Raw genomic sequence first — 20532 nt, forward strand, 5'->3', positions numbered from 1 at the left:
ACTCCAGGGCTCGGTCACCATTACGCGACCTCCACCAGGGGGAAGTTCTCGTCGGGATTCTCGACAGAAGCGAGGAACTCCGGAGAAGTGGTGATGAGCGCGTTCTCGGTGTCAGAGGCCAGAGACCCGAACACCGCGCGGTCGGTGCCACCGACCGCCAATAGCCCCGAACCGCGTGCTGCCGAGAGCAGGAACTGTTGCTCGCCGTCGGAGAGGTGGAACGCGGTAGCGACCTCGTCGATGGCTTGGGGTGCCTGGCGCAACAGGATCTGGGTCGCGGCGTTTGACACGATTGCGCGCCCCAGTTCGGTCGAGCACACGTCCGCGCAGTCCTGGGTGGCGACGGTCAATCCCGCCCAGTGTTTGCGGAAGCTTTTCGCCGCCCGGAACAAGAACTGGGCCCCGGCGGGCTGACGCATGAGCAACCACGCCTCGTCCACGGTGATCATGCGAGGCCGCCGCTGTCCCGGATTCGACACCCGCCGCCACGTCGCATCCAACACCACCAGCGTGCCAATGGTTTTCAGCTCCTCGGGCAGCTCCCGCAGCGAGAACACGATCAGCCCACCCTCGGGCTCGGTCGTTGTCGGCCCGTCGAGCAGCCCCGCGTAGGCACCTTCACCGACGTAGGGGTGCAGCCCGGCGGCCAGCTCGGTCGCGGCAGGCGTAGCGAGGCGGTCGAGTTGGTCGCGTAACCCGCTCAACGTCGGCGCGGGCCGAGTCCAGGTGGCGGGGTCGTCGGTGATCCCAGCGGCGGCGTAGGTCGCGGCCAACGCGGCGTCCAACGCCGACCGTTGCGTGGGGGTCTGGTCCCCCAGTAGCACCTGGATCAGGGTGTGCAGGAACAGCTTGCGGCGCAGGACGGTGTCGGCCGGGGCGCTGCGGTGACCGTCGGCTCGGGTGTGGACTTCCAGATCGAACGGGTTGAGCCGGACGCCTGGTGCGCCGAGACGGATGTTGGCACCGCCCACGAACTCGCACAGTCGACGGTATTCGTCCTCGGGATCGATCACGACCTGCTCGATCCCGCGATACAACGCCCGCAGGATCTCGGTCTTAACCAGGTAGGACTTGCCCGCGCCACTGCGCCCCAGTACGACGAGGTTGTGGTTGTGGGCCTCGGGCCCGAACCGGTCCACGAACAACAGCCCCGACGCGGCGTCGCGCCCGTAGAGAACACCCTGCGGGCGAGCAGCCTGAGCAGGATCAGCAGCGGGCAGCTGCGGAGAGTCGAACGGGAATGCCGCGGCGAGGGCGGTGGTGTCGAAAGTCCGCTGCACCCCGATCAAGTCCAGCCCGAGCGGCAACGTGGTGGTCCAGGCTTGAGCGGCCCGGTAGGACAGGGTGCAGGTGTCCACGAGCAAGCTCGCGGCCAAGGCACGGACGGCGGCGACCTCGTCTGCCAATTCAGCCTCGGATTCGGCGTGCACGGTGAGATACACCCCGACCCGGAACAGGCGTGCCTCGGCGCGGGCCACCCGCGCGGACAGATCGGCGGCGTCCTCGACCGCGACATCGATCTGCGGGTCGGTCAGTCGGCCCCGCCCGAGGTCCTGCATCCGCGAGGACTCGAGGCGGGCCTGCTGGCGGCGCAGACGGGTGGCGGCGGTGGCCGGGTCGACGGGCTCGATGTGGACCGCGACCTCGACCCGGCCGGGGTGTGAGAGCAGGGGTGCGAGCCAGCCAGCGGTCACTTCGCGCGGGTATCCGGTGACCGCGAGAGTCGCGGTCCAATCGGACCCGATTTCGAGATGGCGGGTGCCGATCGTGAGGGATTCCGGGGCGAACCGTTCCAGGCCCTCACCGGCAAACGGGTCCGGTACATGGCTGTCGGGATCGGTGGTGATCACCGTGTCAGGGGCGGCGATGTCGGCGGTAGCCGAGACCAGTCCCTCGGGATTGGTGCAGCTGATCAGGACGGCGGCAGCTGCGGCGGTGTCGAGGGCGGTGACCGAGATACCCAGTGGGGAAAGGACATCGGCGGCCTCGCTCATCCGACGCAGCAGCCGGGACTCGGCCGCTCGGCGCGCACCGGTCGACAACACCCGCCGCGCCCGGCTGCGGCCGGGCAGGCGGGCGCGCAACCCGGTGGCGGCCAGGGTCTCGGTGTGTTCGCGCCAGATCAGCAGCACCTGCCGGTGGGTCGGGTCCTCCCGAGCGGTCAATTCGGCAAGGTGGTCGGCGTGGTCGAGCGCGGCGGCGGCCAGGTCGGGTGACATCTGCTCGGCGGCGGCGTGCAGGCCGGTGATGTGCTCGGTCAGGTCCAGCCGCGCCGAGCGGACCAGGATCTGCACGGGCTGGCGCAGGGTGTGCAGCCAGCCCGCGAGCTGACCCACCAGGCTGTCCTGTTCGGCCGGGGTACGCAGGCTCAGGTTGAGGGTTCCGGCGACGGCGATGACAGCGAGGCCGTCCGGGCCGAGGTCGATCACCCCGACACCGCCACCTCCGCCACCACTGGCACTCACCCACTCCGGTAGCCGTGCCGCGTGCGCGGTCAACGGGGCCAGGCTCGGCGAGCGCGACCGGGTCCTGTTCGCGCTGTGGTTGATCCACCTCGGGGACGGCTGCACACCGGTCCTGACGAGGTGGCGTGGCCGGAGGCGGTGGCCGATGGCCGCCACGAGCAGCAGGTCGGCCGACAGGCCGTCGCGGCGGGTGAGGACCGCGACCGCGATCACGACGAACACCGGGGCCGCGACGGCGGCGAACACCACCGGGGCGATCAAGGTTCTGGTTGTGGCCCAAGCCGAATACAGCAGTAGGGCGGTGGTGGCGAGAACGGCGAGTTGGCGGGCCGTGAAGGGGCCCAACAGCCGGTCGGAGCGGTCGACGTCGGCGGGGATACGCACGATGGTGCTCATCGCAGTGTTCCTCCTCTCGGAGCGCGTGATGCGCGGCGGCGCACGGGCAGGTCGGGCATGGGCAGGTGCAGTTGCCGCCCCGCCGGACGCGCCGGTGCGGGCGGTGGTGGGTTCGGTGGCGGCGCTACAGGTTTGACCCGGGCCACCGGGAACGGCAGCGGGTACTGGCCGCTGCGGTTCGGCCGAAGACGGGCGTACGGGTCGGCCGGGGCGGGCTCGGTGAAATCGAAGGCCAGCTGTTGAGGTGTCGCGCGGCGGCCGGGTCGCTCGGGTGGCGGCGGGGCCGGTGGTGTCGTGCGAACCCGGCGGACCGGGATCGGGAGCGGGTACTGGCCTCCCGCCCCGGCGCGGGTGCCCCGGTAGGGGTCCGGTGGGGTGAAGTCGAACGCGAGCTGGCGTCCCCTCGGTGTCCGGGCAGGGCGCGGCGGCGGGGTGCCAGTGGCCTCGGCGGGTGTCGGGCCGGGTTGGCGGGGGACGCGGCGCACCCCCTCCAGGGGCAGCATCAGCTGCCCGTCTCGTGTCGAGCGGACCCGTGCGAACGGATCGGAAGTCCCGGCGGCCGTGCGAGGCGCTCGCGGGGCGCGAGCGGCTCGCGGGGTTCGCGGTCCAGAGGCTGCCGAGGCGGCGGTGCGGGCGCTGCTCGACGTGGTCCCTTTGAGCAGGCCGAGTGTCTTGTAGGCGATGAAGCCCCGCACGATCGACCCCACGAAGCTGCGACCTTGCCCGATCTTGAGGACCGACAGCAGCCAGAACGGTGTCTTGATCAACACGAACATCAGCGCCAACGCGACGATCATGTTCACGATCTCGTTCGCGTCCGGGCCGAACAGATACCACCCGCCCGGAGCGAGCATCACCCGCAGCACGGTCACCAAGATCAGCGACTGCACGACCTGGATCCCTAGACATGCGGCGAACGAGCGCCACCACCACCGCGCGACCCCGTCGATCCCCGGCAGTGCATGACACATCAACGCCAGGGGTGCGCCCACGACCAGCAGGATCGTGATGGTGACCCGTACGACGTAGCTGATGAGGAGCACGAGCAGCATCAGCACGAATGCGAGATAGAGCAGCAGCCCGAAGCTCTGGGTCTGGGGGCTGGTCGTTGCGAGCTCGGTCAGTGCGGCGGCGGCCGAGGTGGAGTCGACGTCGTCTCCGGCTACGGCGCCTGCGAGGGCGTTGGCGAAGGAGATCGCTGCCGTGGCGATTGCCATGCTCAGTCCCCCAGCGACGAAACCGACCACCAGCCGGGGAGCGAGTTCTCGGATCGACCACTGTGTCTGGAAGGTCTCGCGCATCATCAGCAGCACCCCGGCCGCCATCACGACGAGCACGTAGAGGGCGGTGACGATCTGCCAGGACTGGTCCCACAGCACACCGATCTGTGGGATCTCGCTGGGTTCGGGTGTGGTGAGCAGGGTTTCCGAGAGCAGTTCGAGCAGCGGGTTGAGCGCGGATTCGACGATGCGTCGGAAGAACCCGTCGATCGCGTTCTCCACGCACCCGTTGATATTGGTGACACCGCACTCGGCCGACCCCGACCCGGGAGTTGGGGTCGTTGTGCCGGGCGTTGTCGGGGCGGGCGTGGCCGGGCTCGAGGTGGTCGACGGTGGGGTCACCCACCGGCTCGGCGCAGTGGTCGTGGTCGGTGGTGTGGTTGTCGGGGCGGGGGTTGCCGGTGTGGGGGTGACCGGCACGGTCGGTGTCGCGGGTTGGGCGGCGGCACCGGCCGCGCCGATGACGACGATCAGCAGCGCGGCGAGCACCGCCACCGCCGTGGCGGCAGCGATGCGTGTGGCCGGTGTAACCCTCACGGGTGCGGGTGGGGCCTGCGCCGTGGTGTGCACGGTCAGGCTCCGACGATCGACTTGAGCACGGCGACGATGACCGGTGCCAGCATCGCCAGCGCATAACCGAGGCAGGCGGCACGGAACGCGGTCTTGGCCTTCTCGATCTCGGACGGATCGCCGCCGCCGAGCAGGTAACGGGCACCGGCGATGGTCAAGAACAGCGTCGCGAGCCCCGCAAGGATCCCCATGATCCAGTTGCGCGCGTTGTCGATGACCTCCCCCAGCGACGAGGCGATCGCCAGCACGTCGGTGTGCGGTGGTGCCGCTGAGGCCGATCCGGCGAGCAGCACCAGCAGCGCCACGGTCGTGCCCGCGACCGCGAGCGCTCGAGTCCAGCGCCGCCGGTGTCGAGCCGATGCCTGTGCCGCCACGCTGAGATTTGTCTGGTTGGTGTTCATGCCGCCACCTGCCCGTGCTCGGTGCTCGACTGCGCCGAGGCTGTCGAGTGTGGGTTCGGCCGGCGACCTCGCCGCGGTAACCGTGAGGTCGATGCGAGGGCGGTGACCGCCTCGGCTTCGACCGTGCTGGTGCGCTCGGGGTCGAGGTCGCGGGCGCGCTCGGACAGCCATGCCAGCAGTGCGCGTTCGGCGCGGGGTCGTTGCTTGCGCAGCTTGCCCAACGACACACCACGCTCGGCCGCCAGCGAGGTCAAAGAACGGCCTTCCCACCGCGACGCCGCGATGAGTTCGGCGGCGTCGGCGGAGATCACTCCGGCGGCCACGGCCTGGGCCAGGATCGTCTCGGGATGGCCCGGTTGCGACACCATCGCCTGCACCCGCTCGCCCAACGGGGCCAGGTCGCGGTCGAGGTCCCCGACCACTGTTGCCATGGTTCGCTGTTGGGTTGCCGCTTTGAGGACGGCGCGGTAGGCACCCCACCGCAGCCGATGCCACACCCCCGGGGCTTCCAAACCGACGCGCGGGAGGTGGAGCAGGAACGCGGTCAGCACTTCGGACTCGATGTCGTGGCGAGCCGTATGGCTCGACGTCACATACTCGCTGGCGGTCCGTGACAGCATCGGCGCGGCCAGTCCGGCGCACACCAGCATCGCGCCCTGGTCGTTGGCGCGGACTCGTTCGAGCAGCCAGACCCAGATCGCGTCGACCTCGGCGATCGGGGTGGCCCGGTCCCACAGCCGCTCGCGCAGTTGCCCCCACGTCCGCACCGGACCGGCGGGGCCGGTCTCGGATGTCGGCACCGGGTGCGGATCGGTGGGAAGTGCCTGCGCGGCGACCCTGTCGAAACCGGAGCGCACCACCGATAGCGGAGAGCCCGGTTTTTTGAGTTGTCCCGCATATTTCGCAGGGCGTGTATTCGTCACAACAGTTCTCCTTGTTCGATCGATAACTTTCGACCTCACAAGGACACCGAACCGCTCTATCCGGAATCTATCCGCGACCTATCCGGGATCTATCCAAACCACACCCAAAACCTATCCGAAACATATCCGAGTCATATCCTGGGCGAGCTGGCGAACGTTTCGCTATCGCTCAACCAGAGTCCCGATGTCTGGTCATATCCGGATTGATATGCCGATCTACCTGCGGAGGTGAATACGAGGATAGATCCAGGATATGACTTGGATATGTTTCAGATAGATCCAGGATAGATCCCATTTACGCATGGGCAACCTGCCGAAAAATTTCTCAAAATATTTTGATCGCGACCTGATTCCGGGCAGTGTTCCGGCCTGTCATTTTCGGCTCATGAAATTCTCAGAAAATAGTTTTGAACCTGGTGTCCCGATTTCGGCTTTTTGGCGGAAGTAAGCGAGTACACACCGCTCTCTCGCTCAGGAGGCCGTCTTGTCCGCCAGTTCCCGCCGTCCTCGTTCCGCCTCCGCCGCCGTGCGGGTCCCCTCGACCCTGTGGGCGCTCGGGCCCGCCCCGCTCGATCCCGACGACCGCTGGCCCGACCCGGTCCTGTCCCACGCGATCGCCGAGTTCTCCGAACCGGCCTCACGAGTGATGCTGCTGAGCTGGCCCGCCCCTGTCGCCCGGGGCGCGCTGCGGATCATCGAGCCCGACACCGCCGCTGCGCTGGCCTCGATCGGTGAACTGGACCGCCACGGCCTCGATGCACCCACCGACCGCGACCGCTCCGGCGAGCCGGTGGATCTGGTGATCGCGAGCCTGCTCGCCGATCACCTCAACCCGGTGGAGGCTGCCGAGCACGTCACCGCGATCGCGACCGAAGTGGTAACTCCGGGCGGTTTGCTGGTCGTTCTCTCCCGCTGCCGTCACAGCGACTCCGGCGTCCTGAACGACCCGGCCGGTTCGGTCGTGGCCGCCGCGCAAGCCGCCGATCTGCTCTACCTCCAGCACATCATCGCCGCACCCGTCAGCGGCACCACCATCACCGCCGCGCCCGCCGAACCGGGCTCGTCTGCCGTCGCGCGCCACCGGGTCGCGCACATCGACGTCTTCGTGTTCCTCCAGCCCGCCCATGGCTGACCCACACGCCTCGCCCTGCCCGAATTCTCACGCGAAGGACACCCGCATGACTCTCGACGCGAACGCCACCGACACCCCCGACATCGACTCCGCGACCCCCGCACAGACCGGCCCGGCCGCCCTGCCGGTGTCGGTGTGGGCCACCGCCCAGACCGCCCCGACCGCGCAACGGCGGGGCCGCTACCACCCCGACAGCACCGCCCACCCGGCGAAGATGTTCCCCGCGATCGTGGCCCACGCGGTCGAGACCTATACCCGTCCCGGGGACCTCGTGTTGGACCCGATGTGCGGGATCGGTACCACCCTCGTCGAGTCCCTGCACCTGGGTCGCCGAGCGGTCGGCGTCGAATACGAGGGCCGGTGGGCGGAGCTGGCGCGCAACAACATCGGGCTCGCCCGTGAAGCCGGGATCGATCTCGACGCCGACGTCTACCACGGCGACGCCCGCAAGCTTCCCGATCTCATCCCGGCCGAGTTGCGTGGCAAGGCGAGTCTGGTGATCACCTCCCCGCCCTACGGCGACTCCCTGCACGGGCATGTGCGCGCCAACGGCGCTGACCCGATTCGCAAGAGAAACCACCGCTACGGCGCGGTCCTGGACCGGGGCAACCTCGCCAACGTCGGCCTCGGGCGGCTGCTCACCGGGTTCACCAAGATTCTCGCGGGGGCCGCCGAATACCTCGCCCCCGGCGGGCATGTCGTGATCACCGCGCGACCGTGGCGTCAGCACGCCGAGCTGGTGCCGCTGCCGGGCCACCTCTACACCTGTGGCGAGTTGGCCGGGCTCGTGCCGGTGGAGCGGTGCGTCGCCCTGCTGGGCCGCCTGACCGAGGGTGAACTAGTCGCGCGGTCGAGCTTTTTCCAGCGCGACTTCGTCGTCAAACAGCGCGCCGCCGGGCTGCCGATGCACCTCATCGCTCATGAGGACGTCGTCATTTTGAGGAAGCCTGAGGCCGCCAGCGCCGCGTCCAAGCGCCGCCGCGCGAGCGGAGGTTTCCCCTTCGGTACCTCTACGACGCTGCCGACTCTCGATGCGACCGGCTCGGGCTCGGTGGCCGCGTGAATCCCGAACAGGGGTGGTTGGGTCGGGCGCTTCTCGCGCCCGGCTCGGCCCTGGCCGATCTCGGCGAAGCGGTCGAGCAGGCCCTCGGGTCGGTGTCTGGGCTGGGCGTGGTCGCCGCTGTGCTCGCGGTGCTCGCCGCGGTGCGATCTCTGGGCGAGTGGCGTCGGCGCCGGCTGAATGCGCGTGCTCGCCAGATCACCGTGCTCACTCCACCCGAGGTCGACGCCAAAGGCGCACTCGCCTTCTGGGCGCACCTCATCGGGCAACTCCGCCCTGCCTGGGCACGGGTGCTGTTGGGTCAGCCGCACCTGGGGTTCGAGTACACCGTCACTCCCGAGGAGGGGGCAGCGATCCAGCTCTGGGTGCCCGGCGCGATCCCGCCGGGGCTCATCGAACGCGCCATCGCCTCGGCGTGGCCCGGTGCGCACACCGACACCCTCACCCCAGCCCGACCCCCGCTACCGGCCCCGGCAGAAGGTGTCCGGCGGATCGTGGCCGGAGGTGAGCTGCGGCTCGGACGGCGTGAGGGTTTGCCGTTGAGTACCGATCACTCCGGTGATCTCGTGCGTGACCTGATCACCGCCGCCGACGATCTCGGCCCCGGCCAGGCCGCCTGTGTGCAGATCCTCGCCCGTCCGGTCACCGGCCGCAGAGTCGCGCGAGCTACCCGTGCCGCGGCGAGCACCGGTGCCTCATCCGGGATCGTGGTGAAGCTGTTGCGCGAGGCACTGAATCTGCTCACGCCCGGCACGACCACCGCCCCGCCGACCCGGGCCGGGGGCGGCAACAAGGGCAGGGGCAGCGACCGCCAAGCCGTGATGGAGTACGCCGCCGCCGCCCGCGCGGCGGCAGCGAAAGCGCGTGGCGGCCACTGGGAGACCGTGGTCCGCTATGCCACCTCGATCCCGGTCTCCACCGACTCCGACGACACCGCGCCGACAGCGCAAGCGCGAGCGGTGGCACGCGGTCGCGCCGACGCCCTGGCCACCGTGTTCGGGGCGTGCACCGATCACAACTTCTACCGGCGGCGGCGTCGCCTGCGCCTGGGGTGGTTGATCCGGCAGCGGCGTCTCGGCCGGGGGGACGTGCTGTCGGTCCCCGAACTCGCCACGATCGCGCACCTGCCCACCGACACCGGTCTACCCGGCCTGCAACGCGCCGGAGCCCGCGCGCTGTCCCCCGCCCCCGAGATCCCTGTCGGTGGGGAGCACACGAAACCCCTCGGGATGGCCGACACCGGGACTCGCCGCCCGGTCGCGGTCAAGATCTCCGATGCCCGACACCATCTGCACATCCTCGGCCCGACCGGTGTCGGCAAGTCCACCCTGCTGGCGCGCACCATCCTCGACGACGCCGACAACGGACGCGGGGTGATCGTCATCGACCCCAAAGGCGACCTCGTCACCGACGTCTTATCCCGGCTGCCCTCGCGCATGGCCGACCGGGTCGTGCTGTTCGATGCCGATTCGTCCGCCCCTCCTCCGTGCGTGAACCCCCTCGATATCGACCGGATCGGGCGCGCGGGAATGGATCTCGCCGTCGACAACCTCGTCACCGTCTTCCACCGGATCTTCCACCAGTGGTGGGGGCCGCGCACCGACGACATCATGCGCGCGAGCCTGCTCACCTTGTGCGCGCAACCCGGCACCGCCACCCTGGCCGATCTGCCTCGCCTGCTCACCGAGCCCGCTTTCCGTGCCCGGGTCACGCGCACCACCAAAGACCCGGTCCTGCGCGGGTTCTGGGACAGCTACGAGACCCTCTCCGACACCGGCCGCGCGCAACTCACCGGCCCGCTGTTGAACAAACTGCGAGCGTTCCTGTTGAGGCCGTTCGTGCGCTCGGCCATCGCGGGCGGGCCCAGCACCGTCGAGTTCGCCGACATCCTCGACAACGGCGGCATCTGTCTGGCCCGCCTGCCGAAAGGCTCGCTCGGGGAAGAAACCTCACGCCTGGTCGGGTCACTGCTCGTAGCCCGCACCTGGCAGGCGGTAACCGCGCGGGCCCGAGTGCCCGCCGCTGACCGGCCGGACGCGGCGCTGGTGCTCGATGAGGCCCAGAACTTCCTCAACCTCTCGACCCCGATCGAGGACATGCTCGCCGAAGCCCGAGGACTACGCCTTTCTCTGCTGCTGGCGCACCAGAACTTGGGACAGCTCTCCCGCGAACTCAGGGACGGCATCTCGGCGAATGCCCGCAACAAAATCGTCTTCGCCGTCTCTCCCGACGACGCCCGAGACCTGGCCCGTCACACCGAGCCCTGGTTGTCCGAGCACGACCTGTCGCACCTCGACGCCTTCCACGCCGCCGCCCGCCTGCTCGTCGACGGCCGCAACGCCCGCCCCTTCACCCTCACTACCCGTCCCCTGGACCCGCCGATCCCCGGGCGCGCCCGTGAGATCGCCGCCGCCGCCCGCGCCCGCCTCACCGCCCAACCCCCCAACTCCGCACGCCTCTAACCCCTGCCACGCCCGAGAAAGGCTCTAGTACTGATGATTTCGCGTCCTGACAGGCAAGCCGATACCCGGGCCCCGCGCCCGGCCTGGTCACCGACCACCGTCCCGGAGCAGAGTTCGGTGGTGCGGGCGTTGACCGTGCGCGACCGCTGGGTCCTGCGCATGGTCTACGAGCACCGGGTCCTGACCACCGACCAGCTCGCCGACCTGGCGTTCCCGACCGCCAAGATCGCCCGCCGCCGCCTGGCCATCCTGCACACCTACCAGGTCCTGGACCGGTTCCGGCCGATGCGAACTCGCGGCACCGCCCCCCACCACTGGACCCTCGCCCCCGCCGGAGCAGCGATCCTCGCCGCGGAAGCCGGGGTGAGCGTGCGCGAGCTCGGCTACAACCACCAAACGACGCTCTCGGTCGCCCACAGCCTTCACCTGACACACACCCTCGGCGTGAACGAATGGTTCACCACCCTCACCACCCTCACCACCCACTCCGCCAACAGCGCGCGGGTGTCTCGGTGGTGGTCGCAGACCCGCTGCCAGCGCCTGTGGGGCGACCTCGCCCGCCCCGACGCCTACGGCCGCTACACCCACGGCGAGACAGTGTTCGACTTCTTCCTCGAATACGACCTCGGCACCACCTCCCTGCCCCGGGTCGCGGCCAAGCTGCACGGATTCGCCGAGCTCGCCCGCACCACCGGGGCCATCACCCCGGTCCTGTTCTGGGTGCCGACCACCCTGCGCGAGACCAATGCGCGGGTGGTGCTACGACGGACCTGGGAACGGTTGCCCGATCCCGAGGCGGTGCCGGTCGCCACCGCCGCCGCCGAATTCCTCGGCACGATCTCCGGGACCAGCCCGGCCGACCCGGTATGGCTGCCGCTACACACCGACTCCGGCCGCAAGCACCTGCACGAACTCGGCACCGTCTGGGCGCGCCGGACCGCACCCGACGACGGCATCGACGCGGAGTCGACCTGGGCACCGCTGAGCGGAACCGTCGCCCTCGCACCTCCGCCACCGAGCCCCCCGGCTTCTGAGTTCTGGTGAGGTAGCGATGCTGGTCAAGGCGCTCGCAGCGGGATTCGCGGGATTCGTGTTCCTCACCGTCGTCATCGCGACAGTGGTCACCACAGTCATCGTGTTCGACCACGCGCTCACCGCACCCGCCCCGGGAGCCTCGACCGGCACCGGCACCGCCCCGAGTCCCGAAGCCCAACAAGACATCCCGGCCGAGATGCTCGTGCTCTATCAGGCTGCTGCCGGGGACTGTCCCGGGCTGGACTGGTCGGTGCTCGCCGCGATCGGCAAGATCGAGACCGACCACGGCCGGTCCACGCTGCCGGGAGTGTCACAGGGCGAGAACAGCTCCGGGGCGGGTGGGCCGATGCAGTTCCTAGCCCAGACCTTCGACTCGGTCACCGCACGGCACTCTCTTCCGGCGGGTGGTGCGAGTCCGCCCTCGCGCTACAACCCCTCCGACGCCATCCACGCTGCCGCGTTCTACCTCTGCGACTCCGGCGCACCCGAGGACATGTACAGCGCGATCTTCGCCTACAACCACGCCGACTGGTACGTCAACGACGTCCTCGCCCAAGCCGCCCGCTACCGCGCCACCGACACCTCCGGCGGCGACTGCCACACCGCCTCACCACCGAACCCGACTGCCGCGCAGGTTATCTCCTTCGCCTGCGCCCAGCTCGGCCTGCCCTATGTGTGGGGAGGCAACGGGCCCGACGTCAACGGCGGTTGGGACTGCTCCGGACTCACCCAGGCCGCCTACCGCGCCGCCGGGATCTCGATACCCCGCACCACCTACGACCAAGTCCACACCGGCACACCGGTGGCCGAAAACCAACTCACCCCCGGCGATCTCGTGTTCTACGGCACCGCCGCCGACGTCCATCACGTCGGCATCTACCTCGGCGGCGGCCAGATGGTGCACGCACCGACCTTCAACGAGCCCGTCCAGGTCTCGGCCTATCGCTGGGGAGGTGACGACTACTACTCCGCGATGCGGCCCTCGCCCGCCCACGACGACTCCCGCGCCACCTCCTGATCACCCCTGCACGGACGGAGACAACTCATGCACCACAACCACATTCGAACCACCTGCCGCGCCGCACACCTGGCACTGTGTGCGGCCGTCGCCGCGACCACCGTGACCGCCGGTGTCGCAGCCGCAGAACCCACACCGGGCCGCAACGGGGCCCAGTGCCCGCGCTGGACCGCACTGCTGGTACCGGGCACCTACGAGACAACCCCGGCCACCACCGGGCAAGCCCTACCCGGGATCCTCGCCCAGCTCGGGGACTCGCTCACCGCCCGCTACGGCAGCGACATCGAGGTCCGCACACTCGCCACGACGGCGACCGGTGCCGGTTCCGTGAGCGGAGTCGAACTCACCGCGGTGGCCTCGGGGTTGTGCTCGGACACGCGAGTCGTGTTGGCCGGCTATGGCCAAGGCGCCGAGGTCACCGGCGACCTCGCCACCACCATCGGCAACGGCAAGGGCCCGATTCCCGCCTCCCGAGTCGTGGCTGTCGCGCTCGTTTCCGATCCGCGCCGAGACCCCACGACCGCCCAGCTCGGCACACCTGTCTCCGGGCAAGGAGTCACCGGCCCGCGTGCGCAGAGCTTCGGTGAGCTGACCGAGCGGGTCCGCACGCTCTGCCTCGAAGGCGACAGCTACTGCTCGACCACCGCCGAGTCCTCGCCGGTCCTCGCCGCGGTGAGCCGCGCACTCGCCACCGCCACCTCGACCACCGCCACCGGCTCGCCCACGACCACAGTGAAGGTCCCCACCACCACGACGAGCACGCCGACCACGACCGCCGGTACGGCCTCGACCGGGCAACTCAGCGCGTCCCAGGTGCTCGCCCAAGTGATCACCGTCCTCAACGGGCTCGCGAGCTTCACCGCGAACGTGCCCGCCATCATCAACGACCTCGCCCAGCTGCCCGGCCTGATCGCCGCCTCGGACGTGGTTGGCCTGCACCGAGTCTCCGGGGACCTCAACAACCAGTTCAACCCCCTGATCACGATGGCCGATGGACTCGACCTGCGCCTCGTCGCCCGCGCATTGAAGCTGGCCGCACCCTTGGACACCACCGGGGCCGCCCTGATCGCCGCCGAGATCGTCGGTGTCCTCGCCGGTCTCGACATCTCCCGCATCGCCACCGACATCGGCCAAGCCCAAGAGATCGCCTGGACCGCCGCCGAAAGCCTCGCCAAAGGCGACCCCGTCGCCGCCTTCCTGGCAATAACCGGGCTGGCACCGATCGCCGCCGATCTCCTCTCGGCCACCGCCAGCGCGTTCACCGGGACCGGGTTCCCCACGCTCACCCAGACCTACAACACCGCCACCACCACCGGGGCGGGCACCACCACCACCGGCACAGGCGTTCCGGCCCCCCAGAACGGCGACACGGCCGTGTTCGACGCCACCGGCTACGACACCGCCGCCCCCGCGCTGACCGACTCGATCGCCGGGGCCATCGACCGCACCAAGTAGGCCCCGCCCCGCCCCCCCACAGCGCACAGAGAAACGGCCGGTGGTGCCGAGCGAATCGCTCGGCACCACCGGCCGTTTCAGTCGGTAGGCGGGGTCAGGAGATCAGGGGCGGCACTGCGCGCGGGGTGAACGCGCCCGGCGCACCGGTGGTACGAAACCGCCACAACGGCAACACCTTCGGCACCGTCTCGATGTCGGCACGGGAGCCATCCTCGTCGCCGTCCGTCACCGGGACCGTGATCGCGTCGACAACTGCCAGCGCCGCGCTGTGCGCGTCGGCGTAGCTCGTACCGGCCAGCGGCCCCGACATGATCCGCACCGTACCGGTGTACGGGAAGAACTCGCCCTCGATCCGATTGAGCTGGTACCGCAAAACTACCGGCACCCAGGGCACCAGAGCGGGCTGCACCGGCTGATCGAGCTCACGCGCGGCCTCCGCCGCGATATCGAGCCACAGCGCCAAGGTGTCGGGGGCTTGTCTGGACTTGGCGTACACCTTGTATAGGGCAGAGGCCAGGATGGAAGGGGTGGGAGTGATGTACATGGTCGAGCACCTTTCTCAGGATCTAAAGTGAGAGGCGCGGTGTCGGACTCCCCGGAGTTAGGGTCTCCGGGGATTCCGGCATCGCCCCGATTGTCAGGACGCGAGAGCGAATTTCTTAGGGGCCGGGCCGGTCTGGCGAGCGGTCCCGTCCTTGGTCAGCTTGACCAGGGCGTTGTGAACCGCGCCGCTGGACCGTTCGAGCGCTTTTCCGATCTGGTGTGGGCTGAACTCCTTTCCTGGGTTGTCGCGCAGGTAGTCCTCGACCTGCCCGCGCAGCGCACCGGCGGGCAACCGTTCCACCGTTGACTCCGCGTCGGCCGCTGCCGGTTCGGTGACCGGAGCCGGTGCCACCGGGGCCGGGGTGGCGGGATCGTCGCCCGTGGGGGCAGCTGCCGCCGTCTCCGGCGCGTTGTCCGACACGGGGTCGGCCGGTGCCGCCTCCTCGGCGGGATCGGTCGGGTCCGGGGTCGCCGGTTCGAGCGAAACGGATTCCGGCGCGGCGAGTTCCGCCGAGTCGGGTTCCGCCGAGGCAGGTTCCGGGGTCACCGGTTCGGGGGCGGCGGGTTCGGTCGCAACTGGTTCCGGGGTGGCCGGTTCGGGCGTGGCCGGTTCCGGGGCGGCTGCTACGGGTCCGACCGGTTCGGCGGCGGGTCCGGGCGCGGCCGATCCAGCGGTGAACCAGGTTTTCGCGGCCCGGGGCGTTTCCGGGTCGGTGTAGGACCGCACGGCACGGGCCGATTCCCACCCCGTCAGCAGACGGCGGGCCGTCGACACCGCGATCCCTGCCGTGTCCGCCAGCGCGGCGGCGGTACTGCCCGGGTTGCTGCCCAGCGCCGCCCACAACGCCCGGGTGGCCGGTTTGCGCAGCACGGGCACCACAACCGAACCGTATTCCGGGGCCTGTGCGGCGGTGTCCGGGACGGGTCCGGCCGGTGCCGTGGGCGCGGCGGCGGTGTTCTTCTTCTTGGACATGGGGATTCCTTCCAACATTAGGTTTCGGTGAATTCGTGTTGTCCTGGTCGGGACGGAATGCCATTCCGGTGGGGGCGAATTCCCCGGGGGGCGGTGGCGTTCCGGGTTCCATGGACGCTCGATACGGTGTGCGATGTCAAGCGGAATGTGAAAACAAATTCCGGCCCCGAATTCCTCTCTTCCATTTCCGGAATGCGAACAGCACGAGAGGAATTCGGCTCACGCGCAATTCCTGCGTCGGCGCGAGGGCGACTCGCGTCGGCGACCTCACCGCGGGCCGGTAGGCGGACCGAGCACGAGGCCGGTCGAGGGTCGTGCGTGCCCACGACGAGTCGACCTCGGCGGGCTGGGTGACGGGGTTCATCGAGTCAGGTGCTCGTGCAGCGGGCCGGTGGTGCGGTCGAGCCACACACTCACCGCGTGCCCGGGCCCGTCCCGGCGCATCCGGTCGGCGGCCCCGGTGGCGTAGGCGGCGATGTCGTCGGGGTGCACGAGGTGAATGCGCGGGGGGCGGCGTATCTCGCCGGTGCCGCCGCTCACGTGGGCAACGGTGTACATGCCGCGCTCGTCGTGGCCGCCGGGGGCGTAGATCACGAACTGCTCGCCGCTGACGGCATTGGCGATCACATAGATCGAGTCCAGCGCGGTCGTGGTCGCGACCGGGGACGTGTTGCTGGCGAGCCTGGTGGTGGTCTGGGCTCGGGAGCCGGTGGTGTGCGGCGCGGGAGTGCTTGGTGGCTCACTGGCGCTGTGCGCGGGTGTGCGGTTTCGCGCCTGCCGGTCGATGAACCACAGATCCCCGCCGACTCGGGCGGTATGGCCCCCGGAATGGCTCGCGCGTGGTTTGTCACCGACCGCGAGCGCGGTCTGGGCGCGGGGTAGCCCGCGTGCGCGGGGGTGGGTGGTCTGCGGTGTCGGTGGGCGGGCGATCCATCCGCCGACGATGACGAACAGTCCCTCGGTGTCTTCTCGTACGAGTGCCATCAGATCCTCATTTCTGCGAGTGCGGTTGTCGTGCTGGTCGATTCGTTCGCTTGCCAGGGTTGTCCCGGGTGCTCGGTCCCGGGCGCGGTGGCCACGCCCGGGGGCCGAGTCGTTGCTCAGGTTCAGTCCACGGCGAGGTGCTCCAGGATTTCCGTGGGTGTGAACAGCCCGCTGTTGGCAAGGTGGCGGCGGGTTTCGGCGAGGTAGGCGAGCCCGCCGTCGATCTCGGTGGCCTCAGATTCGAGGCCGTCGTGGGTGTCGGGGTTGTAGAAGCGGCAAGCGCGCAGCGTGGCCGCGATCGTGGTCAGTTGCTGGGCGAGCGCTTGCGCTTCCTCGGCGATCTCACGCTGGATTTTGCGCAGCCGGGCGAGCGCGTTGTCGCGTTCGGCACTGCGGTAGGCGTGCATCCGGTCGAGCCATTCGGCAGACGGCTCCTCGTCTGCGGGGGCTAAAGACCACGGGGTCGCGTGAGCCCGGCCCTCGGTCGCGGTTCGGATCGAGCACTTGACGATGCCGTCGTCGTTGTAGATATTGCGCACGACTCCGCGCCAGGTGCGGTTGTTTTGGCCCGTCACCTCGTCACCGACTCGGATCGGGCAGGCCACCTCGGGGGAAATGTCGGTCTCGGTCGGGCTCTGGTCGGCGGGGGTGTGGGCGTTGTCGGTCATGATGTCGTGTCCTGTCGTTGTCGCCTGTTCGGGCGATTTGGGTTGTCGGGTGACCAAAGGGGGCGGGCGGTAGGTGCGGGCCGGGTTTGCGGTGCCCCGGGCGCGGTGTCGCGCCCGGGGCACCCGGGGTTGTCAGCAGCCGGGGCGGGGTCCGAACATGTCGGTCCAGCAGGACGGGCAGACACGGGATTTGATGAACTCGCGCTCGGGCGCGCTCAGGTGTGGCAAGGCGTTCTGGATCGCCAGACGTCGCGCACGCCACGCGGTGAACCGGTCCTCGTTGACGTGGAAGGTCGTGCTCTGCTGGCAGGTATCGCAGGTGACTTCCACGGCGAGGTCCAAGGGCGGGGTCGTTGCGAGGTGCTGCGGGCTGTCGGTCATGAGGGTGAGTTCCTTTGCTGTCGTAGTGAATTCGCCCGGCCCCTGCCCGTTCGTATGGGGCAGGGTGGGCGGGCGGTTGGGTTGCCCCGGGCACACGGGTGTGTGCCCGGGGCGTCGGGGGTTAGGTGGCGGCGCGTACGGCGGCGGTAGCGGCGCGCCCGATCGCGGTGGCGGTAGCGGCCGGGTGGCTGATTCGGTGCACAGTCGCCCCGACCAGCGGGGTCGAGTACGTGGTGGCCGGTGCCAGCCACAGCACCGCGCATCCGGCCGCGCGCAACGCGTCGAGCCGCTGTTGGCCGTTGATGCGGGGTGAGGCCGAGTACTGGCCGTCGGAGATGATCACCAGCAGCCTGCTCGCGCCGGGGCGGGCGAGGCCCAGGGCACCGTCGAGGGCGTCGATGGCCTTGTCGATGGCTTCCCAGTTGTCCGGGCAGGTGAAGTCGGTGACCTGTTTGGGCGCGGTGCCCGGGTACACGATCGGGCGGACCGTTTTCCCGAAGGTCACGGTCGCGGTCGAGGCGGGCACCATGGCCAGCTCGGCGGCGCGGGCGATGATCCAGGCTGCCGAGGCCACCGGTTGCGCGAACTCGGCCATCGACCCGGACACGTCGCAGGCGATCCCGACTCGCAGCGGTGGCAGCGGAGTCATCTTGCGGGTGGTGCGGGTGAACGGTTCGGCGGTCGGTATCGCCCCGGCGGCGCGTTGTGCCTCACGCGCCAGCGCACCGCGCATCCGCAACCGTCCCGGCGGCAGCGCCGAAGTCGTTCTCACGGCGGCTCGTTCGCGGGTGGCCGCCGAGTCGAGGGCGCGGGCCAGCACCCGCGCGGCGGATTGTTCGTCCCCGCGCGGCGCGCGCGTGGTGTGCGTGCTGGTAGAGGCGGTCTTGCCGAATACCTTGGCCGCCTGCGCGGCGGCGCGCTTTACCGATTCGGCGGCTGCGCGAGCTTGTTCGGCGGCGACCTCGGAAGGGTCGGGCTCGACCGGGTTGGCAGCGACCGCGCGCCGGACCTTGCCGACCGTGTCGGTGATCGCGGCCCCCAATGGTGAGCCCGGGACCGGGTCCTCGTGGGGGTCGGGTCCCACGAGGTCGAGCCAGCGCTGCCCGAGTTCGAGCATGGCGGCGGCGTCGTGATCAGCCACGGTGTGAGCCTGCCGCCACACGGCGCGCAGCTTCTCGAGTGTGTCGGTGCCAAGAATGGCCTCGACCTCGAGCACCACGGGCGCGCACTCGGATCGTTCGAGGACACCGCCATCGATACGCCCGAGCACGAGTGCGGCGGTATGGGCGGCGGCATACGGGGTAGGCGGGATCGCGTCGGCGGCATCGGCACCACCGAGGTCGCCGATCACGATCTCGGTAGCGCTGGCGCGGAGCCAGTGCCGGTCGTCGGGGCGGCGGCGGATCTGGGCGGCCTCGATGCGTGACTCCTCGAGCAGCATCGCGGCCTCGATCACGGCCGGATTCGCTACCGGGGGCCGTTCCCACACCGAATGTTTGGCATGGGCACATTCGTGCACGAACGCACCCCACACCGCCGCGTACCGGTTGCGGTCGCTGTTGCGATCGGGGCGGGCGGTGGCGGGATCGATACCGAGTCGGACCCCGTCGAGTTCGATGGCCGCGCTATGGGGCATGAACACCGCCGGGTGCCCGTGGGCAGCGCCAGGGGCGATCGAGACGACCAAGTCGTCACGGTCTGCGATCGGTGGGGCCTCGGCGGTCAATGCGGCCGAGAGCGTGTCCCAGCCATCGGTGGCGGGTGCGGGAGTCGGGGTGGCACTCGGGTCGGCGTTCAGGTGTCCGGTCATCGCGGGAGTCCTTTCAGGTGAGGCGGGGGTCGGGGTGGGATGCGGGGCCGAGGTCACAGGCGCGCGCCCAGGGTGAGCGGGGTGTGGCGGGTGCCGTAGACACTGCGCACCACATCGGCCACGGTGGCGCGGTCCTCTTCGGGTGCGGCCCCGATCAAATTGGCGGCGGCGGTGTCGGTATCGGTGGCGGCGGCGATCTTGCGGAACGCCAGAAGCTCGCGCAGTTGCGGGGCCCACCCGATCTCGCCCTTGTCCTTGCGGGCGGCGAGATTGCGCGCCACCTTGACCGCTTTGGTGTCCACCCCGAGTTGTTCGGTGAGGTCGTAGTCGCTGCCTACCTGGACTTGGAACGCGAACCGCGAGGACAGTGCGTCCGACAAGATGGCCCCGTGCACGCCGGGGTTGTGTCCGGCCACCACGAAGAATCCGGGGGCGGCGGTCACGACCTCGCCGCGATGGGCTTTGATCACGATCTCTTTGCGTCCGTCCATCGCCGGGTACACCACTGAGAGCACGGTCGGCGGGATGAGAGTCGCGTCGTCGATGAACAGCACCCGGCCCTCGCGCATCGCCCGGACCAGCGGCCCGTGCACGAACTCGAAAGTGCCATCGGGGTTTTGGGCGTACTCGCCCACGAAATCGGCGACCGTGGTGTCCCCGTCACCTTGCACGGTCAGCAGGTCCCCGAACGCTGCCTCGATCAGCGAGGTCTTGCCGGTTCCGGGGGGCCCGTACAGCAGCACCGGGACTTCGGCGGTGCGCATGGTCTGGAGTACGTCGACATCGGCGCGCCCGGCGAGTTTGCGCACGTGGTAGGGCAGCCCGTTCGGGCGGGCCACCGTGTTCCCGGTGCGGGCCGGGGCCGCCGGGGCGGGGGTGGCAGGCGTGGGGGTGGCCGGGGCCGCCGGGGTGGTCTTCTTCTTGGTTCGGCGGCGGGCCGGTTTCGGCGCTGTGCTGGCGGCAGGGGCAGGGGCGG

Annotated in this window: 17 protein-coding genes; 6 read left to right on the plus strand and 11 right to left on the minus strand. The window is 69.8% G+C overall.

The window, feature by feature from the left end:
* Positions 1-20: 20 nt before the first annotated feature.
* Genes ATM97_RS29925 through ATM97_RS29940 form a run of 4 tightly spaced genes read right to left on the minus strand, consistent with a single transcriptional unit; the run spans position 21 to position 6035 of the window.
* Positions 21-2861: a PrgI family protein gene (locus tag ATM97_RS29925; RefSeq protein WP_218721533.1), complete on the minus strand. Its 2841-nt coding sequence runs from the start codon at positions 2859-2861 to the stop codon at positions 21-23.
* Positions 2858-4678 carry a conjugal transfer protein TrbL family protein gene (locus tag ATM97_RS29930; RefSeq protein WP_218721534.1) on the minus strand — a complete coding sequence of 607 codons (1821 nt, stop codon included), beginning with the start codon at positions 4676-4678 and terminating at the stop codon, positions 2858-2860. The genes ATM97_RS29925 and ATM97_RS29930 overlap by 4 nt, the downstream gene beginning before the upstream one ends.
* Positions 4679-4713: 35 nt before the next feature.
* Positions 4714-5112 carry a pilin gene (locus tag ATM97_RS29935; RefSeq protein WP_255588613.1) on the minus strand — a complete coding sequence of 133 codons (399 nt, stop codon included), beginning with the start codon at positions 5110-5112 and terminating at the stop codon, positions 4714-4716.
* Complete coding sequence (locus tag ATM97_RS29940) at positions 5109-6035, minus strand: hypothetical protein (protein ID WP_218721535.1); 927 nt, start codon at positions 6033-6035, stop codon at positions 5109-5111. The genes ATM97_RS29935 and ATM97_RS29940 overlap by 4 nt, the downstream gene beginning before the upstream one ends.
* A 484-nt stretch (positions 6036-6519) precedes the next feature.
* On the opposite strand from ATM97_RS29940, the gene ATM97_RS29945 reads away from it, so the two are divergent.
* Genes ATM97_RS29945 through ATM97_RS29970 form a run of 6 tightly spaced genes read left to right on the plus strand, consistent with a single transcriptional unit; the run spans position 6520 to position 14197 of the window.
* The gene (locus tag ATM97_RS29945; RefSeq protein ID WP_218721536.1) at positions 6520-7167 is read left to right on the plus strand and encodes a hypothetical protein; all 648 of its coding nucleotides are present in this window, start codon (positions 6520-6522) and stop codon (positions 7165-7167) included.
* A gap of 46 nt (positions 7168-7213) precedes the next feature.
* Positions 7214-8230, plus strand: coding sequence for a TRM11 family methyltransferase (locus ATM97_RS29950; protein WP_218721537.1), 1017 nt, complete (start codon positions 7214-7216; stop codon positions 8228-8230).
* Complete coding sequence (locus ATM97_RS29955) at positions 8227-10689, plus strand: type IV secretory system conjugative DNA transfer family protein (RefSeq protein ID WP_218721538.1); 2463 nt, start codon at positions 8227-8229, stop codon at positions 10687-10689. The genes ATM97_RS29950 and ATM97_RS29955 overlap by 4 nt, the downstream gene beginning before the upstream one ends.
* Before the next feature lie 33 nt (positions 10690-10722).
* Complete coding sequence (locus tag ATM97_RS29960; RefSeq protein WP_218721539.1) at positions 10723-11733, plus strand: replication-relaxation family protein; 1011 nt, start codon at positions 10723-10725, stop codon at positions 11731-11733.
* A 7-nt stretch (positions 11734-11740) separates the two neighbouring features.
* Entirely contained in the window at positions 11741-12742 is a 1002-nt protein-coding gene (locus tag ATM97_RS29965; RefSeq protein WP_218721540.1) for a bifunctional lytic transglycosylase/C40 family peptidase, read from the plus strand.
* A 27-nt stretch (positions 12743-12769) separates the two neighbouring features.
* Positions 12770-14197: a cutinase family protein gene (locus ATM97_RS29970; protein WP_218721541.1), complete on the plus strand. Its 1428-nt coding sequence runs from the start codon at positions 12770-12772 to the stop codon at positions 14195-14197.
* Between the two features lie 94 nt (positions 14198-14291).
* Here ATM97_RS29970 and ATM97_RS29975 read toward each other — a convergent pair whose 3' ends face one another.
* The 7 genes from ATM97_RS29975 to ATM97_RS30005 all read right to left on the minus strand — a co-directional run.
* The gene (locus tag ATM97_RS29975) at positions 14292-14741 is read right to left on the minus strand and encodes a hypothetical protein (protein WP_218721542.1); all 450 of its coding nucleotides are present in this window, start codon (positions 14739-14741) and stop codon (positions 14292-14294) included.
* A gap of 93 nt (positions 14742-14834) precedes the next feature.
* Complete coding sequence (locus tag ATM97_RS29980) at positions 14835-15713, minus strand: hypothetical protein (protein ID WP_218721543.1); 879 nt, start codon at positions 15711-15713, stop codon at positions 14835-14837.
* Positions 15714-16073: 360 nt separating this feature from the next.
* Positions 16074-16697 (minus strand): hypothetical protein, encoded by a 624-nt coding sequence (locus ATM97_RS29985; protein WP_218721544.1) that lies wholly within the window; start codon positions 16695-16697, stop codon positions 16074-16076.
* Between the two features lie 122 nt (positions 16698-16819).
* Entirely contained in the window at positions 16820-17365 is a 546-nt protein-coding gene (locus ATM97_RS29990) for a hypothetical protein (protein ID WP_218721545.1), read from the minus strand.
* 132 nt (positions 17366-17497) lie between these two features.
* Complete coding sequence (locus tag ATM97_RS29995; RefSeq protein ID WP_218721546.1) at positions 17498-17746, minus strand: hypothetical protein; 249 nt, start codon at positions 17744-17746, stop codon at positions 17498-17500.
* Between the two features lie 121 nt (positions 17747-17867).
* The gene (locus ATM97_RS30000; protein ID WP_255588614.1) at positions 17868-19556 is read right to left on the minus strand and encodes a vWA domain-containing protein; all 1689 of its coding nucleotides are present in this window, start codon (positions 19554-19556) and stop codon (positions 17868-17870) included.
* A 53-nt stretch (positions 19557-19609) separates the two neighbouring features.
* A partial coding sequence (locus ATM97_RS30005; protein WP_218721547.1) for an AAA family ATPase occupies positions 19610-20532 on the minus strand: 923 nt, incomplete at its 5' end.

The organism is Nocardia sp. MH4 (assembly GCF_019266065.1).
GTDB classification, from domain to species: Bacteria; Actinomycetota; Actinomycetes; order Mycobacteriales; family Mycobacteriaceae; genus Nocardia; species Nocardia canadensis.

Coding starts and splice junctions, on each gene's coding strand:
- ATM97_RS29925 (WP_218721533.1), bottom strand. CDS start 2,861: ATGAGCACCATCGTGCGTATCCCCGCCGACGTCGACCGCTCCGACCGG.
- ATM97_RS29965 (WP_218721540.1), top strand. CDS start 11,741: ATGCTGGTCAAGGCGCTCGCAGCGGGATTCGCGGGATTCGTGTTCCTC.
- ATM97_RS29980 (WP_218721543.1), bottom strand. CDS start 15,713: ATGTCCAAGAAGAAGAACACCGCCGCCGCGCCCACGGCACCGGCCGGA.
- ATM97_RS29950 (WP_218721537.1), top strand. CDS start 7,214: ATGACTCTCGACGCGAACGCCACCGACACCCCCGACATCGACTCCGCG.
- ATM97_RS29985 (WP_218721544.1), bottom strand. CDS start 16,697: ATGGCACTCGTACGAGAAGACACCGAGGGACTGTTCGTCATCGTCGGC.
- ATM97_RS29935 (WP_255588613.1), bottom strand. CDS start 5,112: ATGAACACCAACCAGACAAATCTCAGCGTGGCGGCACAGGCATCGGCT.
- ATM97_RS29975 (WP_218721542.1), bottom strand. CDS start 14,741: ATGTACATCACTCCCACCCCTTCCATCCTGGCCTCTGCCCTATACAAG.
- ATM97_RS29960 (WP_218721539.1), top strand. CDS start 10,723: ATGATTTCGCGTCCTGACAGGCAAGCCGATACCCGGGCCCCGCGCCCG.
- ATM97_RS29990 (WP_218721545.1), bottom strand. CDS start 17,365: ATGACCGACAACGCCCACACCCCCGCCGACCAGAGCCCGACCGAGACC.
- ATM97_RS29970 (WP_218721541.1), top strand. CDS start 12,770: ATGCACCACAACCACATTCGAACCACCTGCCGCGCCGCACACCTGGCA.
- ATM97_RS30000 (WP_255588614.1), bottom strand. CDS start 19,556: ATGACCGGACACCTGAACGCCGACCCGAGTGCCACCCCGACTCCCGCA.
- ATM97_RS29995 (WP_218721546.1), bottom strand. CDS start 17,746: ATGACCGACAGCCCGCAGCACCTCGCAACGACCCCGCCCTTGGACCTC.